The sequence below is a fragment of the Klebsiella electrica genome, from assembly GCF_006711645.1.
In the GTDB taxonomy this organism is placed as follows: domain Bacteria; phylum Pseudomonadota; class Gammaproteobacteria; order Enterobacterales; family Enterobacteriaceae; genus Klebsiella; species Klebsiella electrica.
Window position 1 is genome coordinate 2,290,123 of sequence record NZ_CP041247.1, and the last position, 14,366, is coordinate 2,304,488.

The following is a 14,366-nucleotide window of genomic DNA, read 5'->3' on the forward strand; positions in this document are numbered from 1 at the left end:
CACCTCAGTTCCAGTCGTGACGCTGCGGGCGAACGCCGTTTAAGACCCAGTTGCCGAGCAGCTGATATTTCCAGCGTACCGGGTCGTGCAGGGTGTGAACGCGCGCATTGCGCCAGTGGCGATCGAAGTGGTAGCGGTTGCTGGTCGCCCGGGTGCCGCTGAGTTCAAACAGCCGGCTGGCGGCGTCAAGGGCCACTTCGGTGGTGAACACTTTGGCCCGGGCCACGGCGATGGAGGCCTGCGCCACATGCTCCTCGCTGAGATCATGTTTGAAGCGGTCGAGGACCTTGCCCGCCTGCTCCAGCAGCGCCTCGGCGGCGGCCAGTCGGCTATCGATCTGCCCGATATGGTAGATGGTGAGCGGATCGTCGCTGGCCCGTTCGACGCCGGCATCAATCCACGGGCGGGCGAACTGGCGCACGAACGCGACCGTATCATTGAGAGCCGCGCGGGCGATCCCGGCATCAATCGCGGCGGTGGTGAGCTGGGCGAAGGGGCCGGCGAGCGTCGGCACGGCATAAGATTCCCACGTCGGGAAAAGATGGAACGGCGCGACTGCCAGGTTCTCCGCCAGGACCGTACCGCTGGCGGTATTGCGCTGACCCAGGCAGTCCCAGTCATCGAGCACCGTCAGACCGGCGCTGTCACGCGGTACGAAAGCCAGCTGCGCGCGATCGTCGGCGTCCAGCGCCAGAATGCCGAGCCAGTGGGCGTAGAGCGATCCGGTGCAATAGCCCTTGCGCCCGTTGATGTACAGACCATCACCGCGACTTTCCAGCCGGGTGCGGATATCGAGCACCGTTTTGCCGCCGGTCTCGGAGAGCGCGTTGGCAAAACGATGCCCTTGCAACACCAGGCCAAAAAAGAAGGCCTGCTGCTCTGGGCTGCCCTGCAGACGAATATCCTCAAGCAGGCAGTAGTGGTTTTGCGGGATTTGCCCGAGCGACGGATCGGCGGCGGAGATGATGGCAATCACCTGGGCGAGGGTCGCGGCGGAAACCTCGGCACCGCCCCATTGGCGCGGCACCGTAATGCCCCACAGACCGCTGTTGGAGAAGGTATCGATAATCTCTGGCGCGACCGTGCCGCTGCGATCGCGTTCTGCGGCTCCCGGTTGCAGCAGCAGGGCTATTTCGTGGGCAATGGCGATGGCTTCTTCATCGCTGCGGATGACATGGGCATCCGGCGAATGGCGGGTATAGCTGACAGGCGTTTGGCGTTCTGACATACGGATTTCTCGTGTTAACTCAATGGTTATATGCAAAAAATAGATAAATAAATAACCTATAATTCCAGCGTGTTATATGTGAATAGCAAAGCCTGTGCCAGCTCGCGACGATTTTTTAGATAATTAAAATCAATGGCTTAGGTTTTTATCTGCGCCGGTGGGCTGCTGCAAATGCAGCGACGGTGGCAGCAGGCTGTTGCATTTCCGCCAGTCTGCGGCGGGAAAATTGAATATTGCCGTCCATGACATTCCGTTAGCGGTGGCGCGATGCCTGGTCTGGAGAGGCGGATAACATCCATATTGACGGCTGTCGCTCCGACACGCGGGCGGAACGGCATGAATTTGCTCTGCCGGGAGCTTGTTGGCACGTTCAAAATCAAAACATGCATGCTGGCGGGCAGGGAAATCAGCCGTGGAGAGCGCTTTTTTTGCACGCGGTTATTTCCAGATGGACATATATGAATTAGCATATGTTTTAATGTCACGTAAGGAACCGAAAATGCCGCATCCGCTAGAAGTTTTTAAAGTCTTGTCCGACGCCACGCGCCTGACGGTCGTGATGTTGCTCAGAGAGCGAGGTGAGCTGTGCGTCTGCGATATTTGCGCGCTGACAGCGGAGTCCCAGCCCAAAATATCCCGTCATATGGCGATCCTTCGCCAGAGCGGGCTGGTTATTGACCGTCGGGAAGGGAAATGGGTGCACTACCGCTTGTCGCCGCATATGCCGGCCTGGGCGGCAGAGATCGTCGACAGCGCATGGCGATGCCTGCGGGATGAGGTGCGCGCCCGGCTGGCTGACGCGGCGCCGTCTTCCTGCTGATGACCGCTTAATATATCTGTTATTACATATTTGATGGGGTGGGGCATGCTGCTCGCAGGGACCATTTTCTTATTCACGCTGCTGCTGGTTATCTGGCAGCCGAAGGGACTCGGCATCGGCTGGAGCGCGAGCCTCGGGGCGGTGCTGGCGCTGGCGTCCGGCGTTATTCAACTGAGCGATATTCCGCTGGTGTGGAATATTGTCTGGAACGCCACGGCGGCGTTTATTGCGGTGATCGTTATCAGCCTGCTGCTGGACGAGTCGGGTTTTTTCTCCTGGGCGGCCCTGCACGTTGCCCGCTGGGGGAACGGGCGCGGGCGGATGCTGTTTAGCTGGATAATTGTGCTGGGCGCCGTCGTGGCCGCGCTGTTTGCTAACGATGGCGCGGCGCTGATTCTGACTCCCATCGTCATCGCGATGCTGTCGGCGCTGGGGTTCAGCCCGCGCGCGACGCTGGCCTTTGTGATGGCCGCCGGGTTTATTGCCGATTCCGCCAGCCTGCCGCTGGTGGTGTCGAATCTGGTCAATATTGTTTCGGCCGACTTTTTCCATCTGGGCTTCAGCACCTATGCGGCGGTTATGGTGCCGGTCGATATCGCAGCGATCCTCGCAACCCTGGCGATGCTGCATCTGGTCTTTCGCCGCGATATTCCGCCGGTCTACGATCTGGCGCTGTTGCCTGAACCGGCCAGCGCGATTAAAGACCGTCCGACGTTCCTGACCGGCTGGGTGGTGCTGGTGGCATTGCTGGCCGGCTTTTTCGTCCTCGAACCGCGGGGGATCCCGGTCAGCGCGATTGCCGCCACCGGAGCCGCGGTGCTGCTGGCGGTAGCGAAAACGGGACGGGTCATTAATACGGGCAACGTGCTGCGCGGCGCGCCGTGGCAAATCGTCGTCTTTTCGCTGGGGATGTATCTGGTTGTCTACGGTCTGCGCAATGCCGGGTTAACCGCGGCGCTCTCCGCGGTGCTGAATGTGCTGGCGGAAAACGGGCTGTGGGTGGCGACGTTCGGTACCGGGGTGCTGACGGCGTTCCTCTCGTCGCTGATGAATAATATGCCGACGGTACTGGTCGGGGCGCTGTCCATTGATGGCAGCACGGCAACCGGGGTGATCAAAGAGGCGATGATCTACGCCAACGTCATTGGCTGCGATCTGGGGCCTAAAATCACGCCCATCGGCAGCCTTGCGACGCTGCTCTGGCTGCATGTTCTGGCGCAAAAGAACAGGGCTATCTCCTGGGGCTACTATTTCCGTACCGGGATCGTTATGACCCTGCCGGTACTGCTGGTGACGCTGGCCGCACTGGCCTGGCGTCTCTCTTTTTCTCTGTCGTGAGAACCTGATATGAGCAATACCATCATTTATCACAACCCGGATTGCGGCACGTCGCGCAATACGCTGGCCATGATCCGCAACAGCGGTATTGAGCCGACGATTATCTACTATCTCGACACGCCGCCGTCGCGGGAAGAGTTAGTGGCACTGATTGCGGCGATGGGGATAACGGTGCGCGCGCTGCTGCGCAAAAACGTCGAACCCTACGCGCAGCTGGGGCTTGATGATGACACCCTTAGCGATGAACAACTGATCGCGTGTATGTTGCAGCAGCCGATCCTGATTAACCGGCCCATCGTGGTCACCCCGTTGGGCACACGCCTTTGTCGTCCGTCGGAAGTGGTGCTGGAGATCCTTACCCAGCCGCAGAAACAGCCATTTCGCAAGGAGGATGGGGAATGGGTCGTGGCGCCTTCAGACCAGCGGCAGCCATAAGGCATCCGGCCCGGAAAATCCCGCTTCAGCCTGAGTGAAAAAGCGCCTGACGTGTAGCCCATCCACAAAAGCGTGGTTGAATTTACCCGCGACCGCAATGACGCCGTTTTTCAGTTTGCCTCAGCTGAGCGCGGGGACCGCTGCGCCCGTATACAGGCGCGGCGCTTCTACCGGCACACAGAGGTAAAAGCCAGGATGGGCAAAGGTACGAGAAAACTCGAAATGATCCCGGCGATGCCAGCTCTCTTTATCGATGACATGGTCGGTGGCTACGGCACGTTCCTGCTCGAAATGGGGGGCAGGGATGACTATGCAACGATTTCTATCAGATTGCCATCCGGGTCTTTGATCACCGCTTCGTAATAGCCGTCGCCGGTCGTGCGCGGCGGAGAGACTAAAATCCCCTGTGTTTCTGCCCGCTTCGCCAGCGCATCGACCTGCTGCTCGCCGCCGACGGAGATAGCCAGGTGCGCCCAGCCGGTGTGGTTATTGTCCGGCGCGATCGTCTGCAGCCCCGGCTTGCTCATCAGCTCAATGGCGATATCTTCGCCGATTTTCACAAAATAAGATTCAAAGCCGGGATTGGTCCGGCTGCAATATTTTTCGTTAATCTGGCCGCTGAAGAAACCGCTCCAGAAACGGGCCTGTTGTTCGAGCTGACGAGTCCAGAGGGCGATATGGGCAATTTTCATTTTTACCTCTTTACTGAGTAGGTTGACAGAGCCGGGTGGATGCATGATCATGCTCTTTAATGCTCGATTAAGATGAATTAAGGAGTTGATTTGCTCGATTATGCGGCTTTCCCCCAACAACGACAAGCACTGATTTGTCAGATCCTCCAGGAAAACGGTCGGGTGGTTTGTAGCGAGCTGGCCAGCCGCTTAAACGTCTCTGAGCATACCATTCGCCGGGATCTGCATGAACTTAGCAAAGACGGGTTCTGTAAAAAGGTGTACGGCGGCGCGGTAATGAACCTGCCGGAAGCCGGGGATTACAGCGAGCGGAAAGACAAAAATGCGGCAACAAAGCTCAGAATCGCGCAGAAATGCGCAAGACTGGTGAAGCCCGGCGGCTGCATTTTTATCGATACCGGTACCACCAATCTGGCGATGGCGGAGGCGCTGCCTGCCGAACTGGCGTTAACGGTGGTGACCAATTCGCCGGAAATCGCCGCAGAGCTGCTCAAAAAGCCGCTGTATGACGTGGTGATGCTTGGCGGGCAGGTTCAGCGAGCGTCGGGCGGCTGCGTGGGGACCTCGGCGGTGGCTCAGTTGCAGGGGGTGCTGTTTGATCAGGGGTTTATCGGCGGCTGCGCGATGGCGCCGGAATCCGGCCTGACCGGGTTTGACTATGCCGATTGCGAATTTAAAAAAGCGGTGATTAAACAGTGCAGTGAAATTATCGTCGGGCTGACCTCGGATAAAATTCCGGCGGTGGCCCGTTTCGTGGTCGCGCAGAGCAGCGATATCGATGTGCTGGTGGTGGAGGAGAACATCAGTCGCGAGTATCGCGACACGTTTCGCGAGCACGATATCCGTATTTATACCGTCTGACCCGTTGCCTGCGCGATGGCTAACCCCCGTAGACTTAGCCGCTGCCGGGTATTGCTCGCCCGCCTGCCGGTAAACGATCGGCGCTGCAACCGACAGATTGCATTTGAATAACGATTCCTATTCTTTGCCGCGATGCTACACTGACAAACTGTGATCTTTGTCATACCGTAATTCATACCGAGAAAAGAGACACTGCTATGCAACATATCATTGAGGGCTTCCTCAACTTCCAGAAAGAGATCTTCCCGCAGCGTAAAGAGCTGTTCCGCAGCCTGGCCTCCAGCCAGAATCCCAAAGCGCTGTTTATCTCCTGTTCTGATAGCCGCCTGGTGCCAGAACTGGTCACCCAGCAGGAACCTGGACAGCTCTTTGTCATTCGTAACGCGGGGAATATCGTGCCCTCATTCGGGCCAGAGCCAGGCGGCGTTTCCGCGACTATCGAATATGCCGTAGTGGCGCTGGGCGTCACCGATATTGTTATTTGCGGCCACTCCAACTGCGGCGCGATGAGTGCGGTCGCGACCTGTCAGTGCCTGGATCCGATGCCGGCGGTGGCGCACTGGCTGCGCTATGCCGATGCGGCAAAAGCGGTGGTCGAAAAAGGCACCTGGAACAGTGAAATCGATAAAGTGAATGCGATGGTGCGGGAAAACGTTATCGCGCAGCTGAACAATATCAAAACTCACCCGTCGGTTGCCGTCGGTCTGCGTGATAAGGCGCTGCGCCTGCACGGCTGGGTTTATGATATTGAAAGCGGAGCCATCGGCGCGCTGGATAAGCACACCAAAACCTTCGTCTCGCTGTCCGAGAACCCGGCCGTCTACTTCGAGTGATTTCTCTCTTCAGGGCAGGGAAGCCCTGCGTAGCGGTGCTTTGGTTACTACTCGTCGCCTTGAGCTGAACCTGCCAGCGTTACAGCTCTGTCAGCGGCAAACGCCTGCGGCGGCGAGACGCCGGCCGGGAAATGGCGCCTGCTATGGCTTCAGCCATCCCGGCGCAGGCGGTAATACCTTGCACAAACGGCTGGTCATGCATTAACCACGGCAGCGCCGCAAACGCCACGCGGCCGCGGACCTCCGCAGGTTCTTGTAATGTGTAGTCATCCCCCACATCCGGGATATCGTCGCCGGTCGCCTGGATCTGTTCCCGTAACGTCGGGAAGGGCAGATCGTTGGTTTTTAGCGCTTTTTGCCCGCGCGCATCGATAAAAACATCATAGGTATCGCCGGTTTCCCGCGTGGTTATCCGCGTTTTGTCCTCTTCAATCGTCATCTGGTAAGCCTCGCCGAGGGCGACAATGCGGATGACCCCGGCTTCGCGCAGCGCCAGCAGGCGGCGGATCGATTCCGACGGAATAGCGGCGTAATTATCGATGAACACCCTCGCGAGCCCGGCGCGAAAGCGCTGGCTATCCCGTGCATCCAGATGCGGGACAATCTCCTGCACGGCCTCATGCAGCCGGAGGAGGCTATACCGCCATGCCACGGTGTATTTCTCGCGCTTGTTGCGTTCGACTTCCATAAGGTTGGCCTGCGCCCAGTGAAACGGGTCGTGTTTGCGCCGTTCAGCAAACCACGCGTCGCTGAAACTGTCGGCGTCCAGCGTCGGGAGGGCGATGCGGGCACTCCATTGCGGATCGGCGCGGGCAATCTCCTGCGCCATCAGCCGGAAGACGCGGTCAAGCAGCCCCTTCGCACCGGCGGCAATCGCCTTGTCCAGCGCGTCAGGGGTCACCACCGCCAGCGGTTCGTAGGGAATCGGGCAGTAAAAATCCGCCTCCGGCAAAATACCGGCGCGCGACATCAGGACGATATTCAGCGCTTCGCTGGCCGGATTGAGCCTGAACTGCAGCGGTCGTTCGGCGGATTCGACAAACTCGCCGTGCTGCATCACCACGGCCATCGCGGCGTCAATTCCGCTCAACGAGGTGCCCATGATACCGACTCTGCAGGCCGGGATCTGCGCATCCATCAGGCCGGACCACGGACTGGGGAAGAAGGTACGGGTGGACTCCTCCTCAGCGGGCCAGACGTGGCCTGTGGCGATGACCGCGAGATCGAAACGCTCCGCCACCGGCCCACCTTGCGCCCATAACCTGACGCCTTCTGCCGTGGCCTGCAGGTCGGTGACCTCACAGGATTCATGCACCGTCAGCGGGAAGCCCTGTTGTCTGGCCCTGGCGGTCAGGCCGATAAACTGGTCGCGAAAATACTCGCCGAGCAGGACCCGCGGAAGAAACTGGCGAACATGCAGCGAGTCATGGCTGACGCCATAGCGGGCCAGGTGCTCCTCGCTTTGCTGCTTCAGCCAGTCGATATAGCGACAGAGGATCGGTGGGATTTCAATACTGGCGATATTGGCCAGCATCATGCGCGAGTTTTCTTCGTCGCTGTATGGCATGCCGACACCGGCCTGACGCGCCTGCTCATAGACCGTCACCGCCAGCGGCTGCTGATGTTTTAACAGGGAAAACAGCGTGTAAATCCCGGTGGGACCGGCGCCGATAATCGCAATTTTCTTCATGCATAATCACCCGTGATAAACGTTCTTCCATTGCCGTTTCCCGTCTGTCGGACGGTGAAGCGGGAAAAGCGATCTCCGCCTTCGGTACGGCGGAGGGCATCGGGTTTAAGTGTGGTCGAAAATCCCGGCACTAGCCAGCCGGACGCCATTAGCTCTGCTGTTGCATCTGGCTTGCCCCCCTGGGCAATAAAAAAGGGGGCGCTGCCCCCGATGAGGGTTCCGCTTGATATCGCTCACGGCAACGGAAACTGTTGAAAGGCCGGATGGGCTTCGGCGATGTCGCGATGGGCGCGAATATCCTGGAGGCCGTTAGACTCGGCAATGGCATCGCGCTGGAGCGGCGCTCGCTGGTGCAGGGCGCTATCGACCGCGGAGAGCTGGTCCAGGTCACCGCCTGCTCTGCGCCTTATCCCTGGCCGTACTGGCTGGTCACCCCGCAGCAAAGTGAAAAGAAAGCGGAAGCGGCGGTATTCATCGCCTGGCTTAATGAAGAACTTGCGGCCTGGCGTCAGCGGGGAGATTTGCCAGCGCCGCTCTGGCAGTGTTCCGGCCATGCAACGGGCGCGCTTAACGGTCGGCGGACTGGGCAAACTCCCGCGCCAGCGCCAGAAACGCGGCCAGCCCGGCGGAGGGGGGCGTCTGCCGGGTGTCCCTGGTGATTCCAGCGCCCGCCGTGCTGGTTGGCTCCGCTTCCCCTCCAGGTTTCGCTGGCGTAACGGCCGGTTACCAAACGATAGAAAATCATGCAAAGACCCTACCTTTCAGGCGGCTAACACGTCTCAATAACGACATTTGTCATGTTTCATTTTAGTCATTTGTCGGGTTGTTGAGGGTTTAATCGCGGGCACGGTTGCCAGGGAGGCAGGATTATGCAGTTGACTACGGAGACCTTTTTATTTGTTGTTTTTGTAAGTCATTGATTTTTATTGAGAGTAATGGCAGCTTTGAAAAAAGGGTGAGATGAGTAAATTTGAAGTTTTTTATATATAAAACAAAGAAGTGAGTTGATATTATTTCAGTTCACTGCCGTACAGGCAGCTTAGAAATGCTGATATCGCATTATCAATTTTGTCTTCGAGTTCACTGCCGTACAGGCAGCTTAGAAATATAACCCGGTGGTGGCAGAGCTGGATTTTATGTTCACTGCCGTACAGGCAGCTTAGAAACTGAGACAGATCAAACATACAGCCGGTGAGATAGTTCACTGCCGTACAGGCAGCTTAGAAATTTACCCACCCCAGTAAAGCCGGGAATAGCTGGTTCACTGCCGTACAGGCAGCTTAGAAACGTCAGCTGCGGCAATCAGCGTGCCGCCGTCGGTTCACTGCCGTACAGGCAGCTTAGAAAGTACGGGCGGGTCGCCCAGAACTCGGCTGCAGGTTCACTGCCGTACAGGCAGCTTAGAAAACCAGTCTGGATAACGAACACGACCACAACGGTGTTCACTGCCGTACAGGCAGCTTAGAAAGGCTGACCCGGATCAAGCAGGTCGAGCACATCGTTCACTGCCGTACAGGCAGCTTAGAAAAGTACCGGGGAACGCGCCTTCTGGATGGTTTTGTTCACTGCCGTACAGGCAGCTTAGAAAAGAAGAGAACGATCTAACAGATAGATCACTGGTTCACTGCCGTACAGGCAGCTTAGAAAACCAAGGGATAATCAATTCAATATCCCCTATAGTTCACTGCCGTACAGGCAGCTTAGAAAGGAATGACACTGATTCAGCGTCAAACGCTTCCGTTCACTGCCGTACAGGCAGCTTAGAAAACTTGCGATGGCGGGAATCTCCGCGACGGTAAGTTCACTGCCGTACAGGCAGCTTAGAAAGCCGTGAGGTTGTTGAGGCATGGGTTGATGAAGTTCACTGCCGTACAGGCAGCTTAGAAAAGAACACCAGCTGATTCAGGATGGCCGCCAGCGTTCACTGCCGTACAGGCAGCTTAGAAAATCTGTAGCAATAACAATGCGTCCAATGTACTGTTCACTGCCGTACAGGCAGCTTAGAAAAAAACGCATCATTGAATGCGTCTAATTAACTAGTTCACTGCCGTACAGGCAGCTTAGAAATTTACCTGCCGCGCTGAAAGGCTGGCACGGGCGTTCACTGCCGTACAGGCAGCTTAGAAAGCTGGCGCATCGATGCTCGAGCTGAACAACCGGTTCACTGCCGTACAGGCAGCTTAGAAAGATGAAGTTTTCCCCGTCAACAAAGAGGGTAAAGTTCACTGCCGTACAGGCAGCTTAGAAATCTCGCGCCAGGCCATCAGCTCGCGCAGCTCCGTTCACTGCCGTACAGGCAGCTTAGAAAATACCGTGGCGGTTGAACGCGTGCAGGAAGTCGTTCACTGCCGTACAGGCAGCTTAGAAAAGTAGATTGCATGGCAGTGGCAATGCAGGCGGGTGCACTGCCGTACAAGCAGCTTAGAAAATGACATTCGTCGCGAAAATCTCAAAGACCTGGTGCACTGCCGTACAAGCAGCTTAGAAAATGACATTCGTCGCGAAAATCTCAAAGACCTGGTGCACTGCCGTACAGGCAGCTTAGAAATGAGTAAGCGCCCCATCTGCGACGTCTTGTGAAAATTGTCCTGTCTGGCAACAATCGCGCCCATCTATTTTGATGGACACGAACGATGAATTCCCAGACAACAAAAGATATTCCCTGCTTCCGTTCTTATTTGCCTGATGCCCTGCGTTTAAGATTTGAAGATAAACTGACCATCCGGGCCATCGCTCAGCGCCTCGGTCTCAGTCATTCCACAATACATACGCTTTTTCAGCGCTTTATTGCATCCGGTATCGCATGGCCATTGCCCGATTCAGTCTCATTCGCTCAGCTTGACGCCATCCTTTATGCCAACAGAAAAAATGAATCCACTCGCCCTGAAATCAGCGAGGAAAAATGGCGAAAAGAACGGCGAGCCAGCTACAGCCGTGAATTTAAGGTCAGTCTGGCTAAGCAGGCATTACAACCCGGTGCTGTTGTTGCCCGGATCGCCAGAGAGCACGATATCAATGATAACCTGCTGTTTAAATGGAAAAGCCAGTACGAGGACGGCTTACTGAGCGATGATGATATACAGGAATGCATGCCTGTCCCGGTGGCACTGACTGATACGCCAGAGCCGATCAGACCAGTTACAAATCCCTTCTGGCGTAACAAGCCTGATGAGTGCCCTGAGTGCGATCCCGAAAACGTCCCACGGTGCGAGCTGCATCTTAAATCAGGTGTGGTAAAACTGTTTGACCCTCTCACTCCGGAACTGTTACGGGCGCTAATCCGCGAAATGAAAGGCGGTGCCCGATGATAACTCTGCCAACCGGTACCAGAATCTGGATCATCGCTGGCGTCACAGATATGCGTTGTGGCTTCAACGGGCTGGCTTCGAAGGTGCAGAATACGCTGAAAGATGACCCGTTCTCCGGGCATATCTTCGTCTTCCGGGGCCGCAGTGGCAAAATGGTGAAAATACTGTGGGCCGATCGTGACGGGTTGTGCCTGTTCGCCAAACGCCTCGAGCAGGGCCGCTTCGTGTGGCCGGTGACCCGCGACGGGAAAGTGCATCTGACACCCGCCCAGTTGTCCATGCTTCTGGAGGGGATCGCGTGGCAACATCCAAAACGGACGGAACGGCCTGGTATACGGATATAACCCGTGATAAAACAGGGGAATGAACAACACACTCCCCGACGACATCGAGCAACTGAAGGCCCTGCTGATCGCACAGCAGGCGGTTATCGTCCGTCTGTCCGGTGAAATAACCGGCTATGCCCGCGAGATCGACTCACTCAGGGCGCTGGTCGCTAAACTGCAGAGAATGTTGTTCGGCCGCAGCAGCGAGAAAAACCGCGAGAAGATAGAAAAGAAGATCGCGCAGGCAGAAAAGCGCATAACCGAGCTCCAGAACAGGCTTGGCGAGGCGCAGTCGCAACTCACCTCAATGGCCGGAGATACGGGATCAAAAACATCAGACACTCCCGCCCGCAAAGCGCTTCCGGTAACACTCCCCCGTGACAGGCGGGTTATCTCCCCGGCAGAAACCGAATGCCCGGTCTGCAGCGGCAAACTAAAACCGCTGGGGGAAAGCATCTCTGAACAGCTGGATATCATCAACACTGCGTTCAGGGTAATCGAAACGGTCCGCCCAAAACTGGCCTGCAGTCGGTGCGACTGCATCGTGCAGGCACCACTGCCACCAAAACCCATCGAGCGCAGTTACGCCAGTCCGGCTCTGCTGGCACGCATTATCATGGCGAAGTTCGCTGAACACCTGCCGCTGTATCGTCAGTCGGAAATCTACGCCCGGCAGGGCGTGGAGCTGAGCCGCAATACGATGGGGCGCTGGGTTGACATTATGGGAGAACAACTTCGTCCGCTGTATGATGAACTGAACCACTATGTGCTGATGCCGGGTAAAGTGCATGCAGACGACACGCCGGTGAGTGTACTGGAGCCTGGTCAGGGTAAAACCCGTACCGGGCGGCTGTGGGTCTATGTTCGTGACGATCGTAACGCCGGCTCAACCATGCCGGCTGCCGTGTGGTTCTCCTACTCTCCCGACCGCAAAGGTATCCATCCACAGCAACATCTGGCGGACTACAGTGGTATCCTGCAGGCCGATGCCTACGCGGGTTACAACGCTCTTTATGAAAGCGGGCGGGTAACCGAAGCGGCCTGTATGGCACATGCCCGACGCAAGCTCCACGATGTTCACGTTCGCCATCCAACGGCGGTAACAGCAGAGGCGCTGAACCGTATCGGGGCGCTGTACGCCATCGAATCGGAGATCCGCGGTAGTCCGGCAGAAGAGCGACTGACAGCCAGGAAAGCCAGAAGTGTTCCGCTGATGCAGTCGCTGTACGACTGGATACAACAGCAGATGGGCACGCTGTCGCGTCACTCAGATACGGCGAAAGCGTTCGCATACCTGCTGAAACAATGGGATGCACTGAACGAATACTGCCGCAATGGCTGGGTGGAGATCGACAATAATCTGTGCGAAAACGCACTTCGAGTGGTGGCGCTGGGACGGCGTAACTACATGTTCTTCGGCTCTGATAGTGGTGGTGACAGTGCGGCAGTGATGTACAGCCTGCTCGGAAGCTGCAAACTCAACGGCATCGAGCCGGAGGCCTGGCTGCACCACGTGATCAGTGTCATCAATACCTGGCCTGCCAACCGCGTGAAAGATCTGTTGCCCTGGAACGTCACCCTCTCTGTAAACTAATTTTTACCCCACGTCCTTCACGAGGCGCTTACAGAAATGAATGCCAGGAGGCATTTGATAACCAAATACGTGCACTGCCGTACAGGCAGCTTAGAAAGATCACGTTCAGCGCGCAATTTCTCAATAGTTGCGCACTGCCGTACAGGCAGCTTAGAAAATTGCGTAGCTGTTACTGATATTCCTGCGTACGTGCACTGCCGTACAGGCAGCCTGGGACGTATTAACTCGCTGATTATCAGAATAAATTGCGCCATTCATTTCTGGACGACAAACTGGAAAATCAGGCATGGCCGAAAATGATGATTCGAGAGGACCGACCGCTGGACGGTCCGCCATTTTCGCTTTATCAGCCCGCCATTCAGCTTTTACTGCTGCAACACCTCAGCAAATTTCGCCAGCCATTGCGGATGCGCGGGCCACGCAGGAGCGGTGACCAGGTTGCCGTCGACATGCGCCTGATCGATACCTATTTCAGCATAATGCCCGCCGCTGAGCCGCACTTCCGGCGCGCAGGCCGGGTAAGCGCTACAGGTCCGGCCTTTCAGTATTCCTGCGGCGGCCAGCAGCTGCGGGCCATGGCAGACGGCGGCAATGGGTTTGTGCGCGGCGTCGAAGGCCTGTACCAGTTTGAGCACCTCATCGTTCAGGCGCAGATATTCCGGCGCTCGTCCACCGGGGATCAGCAGGGCGTCATAGTCCTGTTCTTTTACTGCCGCAAAATCAGCGTTGAGGACAAAGCGGTGTCCGGGCTTCTCGCTATAGGTCTGGGCCCCGTCAAAATCATGGATCGCCGTCATGATATAGTCGCCTTTGCTCTTGTCCGGGCAAACCGCGTCAACCTGGTGGCCAATCATCTGCAATGCCTGGAACGGCACCATGGTTTCGTAATCTTCAGCGTAATCGCCGACCAGCATCAGAATTTTTTTGCTCATCATGAGTGTTCCTCAGGGAATAAAGATGACTAAGGTATAGTCCAGCGGCGAAGGGAATGCGAACAGCAAGTGGCGTTGTGAGCGCTGATTCTGCGATGTTGTCATCTGTGACCAGAAACGACTTTTGTAGAACATAAAGTGGTTTCGCTACCTGCGGTCAGGAAGTGCGTAAAGAGGTATCGGGAAATCCTGCCGGTTCAGCGATCATCGCTGGCGCGAAATTATATCCGACCCACCTGCAGCAGGAGAGCAGAATGATGTAGCTTTAGCAAATGGCTCCTTCTTCTGCTCCTGGAATACAGGCAGTAA

12 protein-coding genes, 2 pseudogenes and 1 CRISPR repeat array are annotated in these 14,366 nt (G+C 56.8%); of the genes and pseudogenes, 9 read left to right on the plus strand and 5 right to left on the minus strand.

Annotated elements, in window-relative coordinates:
• Positions 1-4: 4 nt before the first annotated feature.
• The gene (locus tag Electrica_RS10865; protein ID WP_141964462.1) at positions 5-1,228 is read right to left on the minus strand and encodes an SfnB family sulfur acquisition oxidoreductase; all 1,224 of its coding nucleotides are present in this window, start codon (positions 1,226-1,228) and stop codon (positions 5-7) included.
• Between the two features lie 499 nt (positions 1,229-1,727).
• Here Electrica_RS10865 and Electrica_RS10870 point away from each other — a divergent pair, with 499 nt between their 5' ends.
• The 3 genes from Electrica_RS10870 to arsC are packed head-to-tail and all read left to right on the plus strand — an operon-like array spanning position 1,728 to position 3,821.
• Complete coding sequence (locus tag Electrica_RS10870; protein WP_141964463.1) at positions 1,728-2,048, plus strand: metalloregulator ArsR/SmtB family transcription factor; 321 nt, start codon at positions 1,728-1,730, stop codon at positions 2,046-2,048.
• Positions 2,049-2,093: 45 nt separating this feature from the next.
• Positions 2,094-3,386 carry an arsenic transporter gene (locus tag Electrica_RS10875; RefSeq protein ID WP_141964464.1) on the plus strand — a complete coding sequence of 431 codons (1,293 nt, stop codon included), beginning with the start codon at positions 2,094-2,096 and terminating at the stop codon, positions 3,384-3,386.
• Between the two features lie 9 nt (positions 3,387-3,395).
• A complete protein-coding gene (arsC, locus tag Electrica_RS10880; RefSeq protein ID WP_131047970.1) occupies positions 3,396-3,821 on the plus strand; it encodes a glutaredoxin-dependent arsenate reductase in 426 nt (141 codons plus the stop codon).
• Here arsC and Electrica_RS28835 read toward each other — a convergent pair.
• Both Electrica_RS28835 and Electrica_RS10890 read right to left on the minus strand, forming a co-directional pair.
• Positions 3,801-4,127, minus strand: a pseudogene (locus Electrica_RS28835) (hypothetical protein). The gene arsC and the pseudogene Electrica_RS28835 sit on opposite strands and share 21 nt — an antisense overlap.
• Positions 4,128-4,129: 2 nt before the next feature.
• Positions 4,130-4,513: a VOC family protein gene (locus tag Electrica_RS10890; protein WP_141964465.1), complete on the minus strand. Its 384-nt coding sequence runs from the start codon at positions 4,511-4,513 to the stop codon at positions 4,130-4,132.
• Positions 4,514-4,603: 90 nt separating this feature from the next.
• Between Electrica_RS10890 and Electrica_RS10895 the strand changes: the two genes are divergently transcribed.
• Together Electrica_RS10895 and Electrica_RS10900 are read left to right on the plus strand one after the other, a co-directional pair.
• Positions 4,604-5,374, plus strand: a complete 771-nt coding sequence (locus Electrica_RS10895; RefSeq protein ID WP_131047971.1) for a DeoR/GlpR family DNA-binding transcription regulator — start codon at positions 4,604-4,606, stop codon at positions 5,372-5,374.
• 197 nt (positions 5,375-5,571) lie between these two features.
• Positions 5,572-6,207 carry a carbonic anhydrase gene (locus Electrica_RS10900; RefSeq protein WP_131047972.1) on the plus strand — a complete coding sequence of 212 codons (636 nt, stop codon included), beginning with the start codon at positions 5,572-5,574 and terminating at the stop codon, positions 6,205-6,207.
• A gap of 79 nt (positions 6,208-6,286) precedes the next feature.
• On the opposite strand, the gene Electrica_RS10905 is transcribed toward Electrica_RS10900, so the two are convergent.
• On the minus strand, positions 6,287-7,897 hold the full coding sequence (locus Electrica_RS10905; RefSeq protein ID WP_141964466.1) for an FAD-NAD(P)-binding protein: 1,611 nt from the start codon (positions 7,895-7,897) through the stop codon (positions 6,287-6,289).
• Between the two features lie 296 nt (positions 7,898-8,193).
• Here Electrica_RS10905 and Electrica_RS10910 point away from each other — a divergent pair.
• The 4 genes and pseudogenes from Electrica_RS10910 to tnpC all read left to right on the plus strand — a co-directional run.
• A pseudogene (locus Electrica_RS10910) lies at positions 8,194-8,556 on the plus strand (LysR substrate-binding domain-containing protein); the annotation flags it as partial.
• A gap of 359 nt (positions 8,557-8,915) precedes the next feature.
• A CRISPR array of direct repeats spans positions 8,916-10,445; the repeat unit is 28 nt; unit sequence GTTCACTGCCGTACAGGCAGCTTAGAAA.
• An 85-nt stretch (positions 10,446-10,530) separates the two neighbouring features.
• Positions 10,531-11,205, plus strand: coding sequence for an IS66-like element accessory protein TnpA (gene tnpA / locus Electrica_RS10920; protein WP_141964153.1), 675 nt, complete (start codon positions 10,531-10,533; stop codon positions 11,203-11,205).
• Entirely contained in the window at positions 11,202-11,549 is a 348-nt protein-coding gene (gene tnpB, locus Electrica_RS10925) for an IS66 family insertion sequence element accessory protein TnpB (protein WP_141964154.1), read from the plus strand. Before tnpA ends, tnpB begins: the two co-directional genes overlap by 4 nt.
• A 19-nt stretch (positions 11,550-11,568) precedes the next feature.
• Positions 11,569-13,125, plus strand: coding sequence for an IS66 family transposase (gene tnpC / locus Electrica_RS10930; RefSeq protein WP_141964155.1), 1,557 nt, complete (start codon positions 11,569-11,571; stop codon positions 13,123-13,125).
• A 365-nt stretch (positions 13,126-13,490) separates the two neighbouring features.
• Here the strand turns inward: tnpC and Electrica_RS10935 are convergent, their stop codons facing one another.
• Positions 13,491-14,057: a DJ-1/PfpI family protein gene (locus Electrica_RS10935; protein ID WP_015584190.1), complete on the minus strand. Its 567-nt coding sequence runs from the start codon at positions 14,055-14,057 to the stop codon at positions 13,491-13,493.
• Positions 14,058-14,366 lie beyond the last annotated feature (309 nt).

What these genes read in the sequence shown, in the direction of transcription:
- Electrica_RS10865 (WP_141964462.1), bottom strand. Translation starts at nt 1,228, where the DNA reads ATGTCAGAACGCCAAACGCCTGTCAGCTATACCCGCCATTCGCCGGAT.
- Electrica_RS10870 (WP_141964463.1), top strand. Translation starts at nt 1,728, where the DNA reads ATGCCGCATCCGCTAGAAGTTTTTAAAGTCTTGTCCGACGCCACGCGC.
- Electrica_RS10875 (WP_141964464.1), top strand. Translation starts at nt 2,094, where the DNA reads ATGCTGCTCGCAGGGACCATTTTCTTATTCACGCTGCTGCTGGTTATC.
- arsC (WP_131047970.1), top strand. Translation starts at nt 3,396, where the DNA reads ATGAGCAATACCATCATTTATCACAACCCGGATTGCGGCACGTCGCGC.
- Electrica_RS10890 (WP_141964465.1), bottom strand. Translation starts at nt 4,513, where the DNA reads ATGAAAATTGCCCATATCGCCCTCTGGACTCGTCAGCTCGAACAACAG.
- Electrica_RS10900 (WP_131047972.1), top strand. Translation starts at nt 5,572, where the DNA reads ATGCAACATATCATTGAGGGCTTCCTCAACTTCCAGAAAGAGATCTTC.
- Electrica_RS10905 (WP_141964466.1), bottom strand. Translation starts at nt 7,897, where the DNA reads ATGAAGAAAATTGCGATTATCGGCGCCGGTCCCACCGGGATTTACACG.
- tnpA (WP_141964153.1), top strand. Translation starts at nt 10,531, where the DNA reads ATGAATTCCCAGACAACAAAAGATATTCCCTGCTTCCGTTCTTATTTG.
- tnpB (WP_141964154.1), top strand. Translation starts at nt 11,202, where the DNA reads ATGATAACTCTGCCAACCGGTACCAGAATCTGGATCATCGCTGGCGTC.
- tnpC (WP_141964155.1), top strand. Translation starts at nt 11,569, where the DNA reads ATGAACAACACACTCCCCGACGACATCGAGCAACTGAAGGCCCTGCTG.
- Electrica_RS10935 (WP_015584190.1), bottom strand. Translation starts at nt 14,057, where the DNA reads ATGAGCAAAAAAATTCTGATGCTGGTCGGCGATTACGCTGAAGATTAC.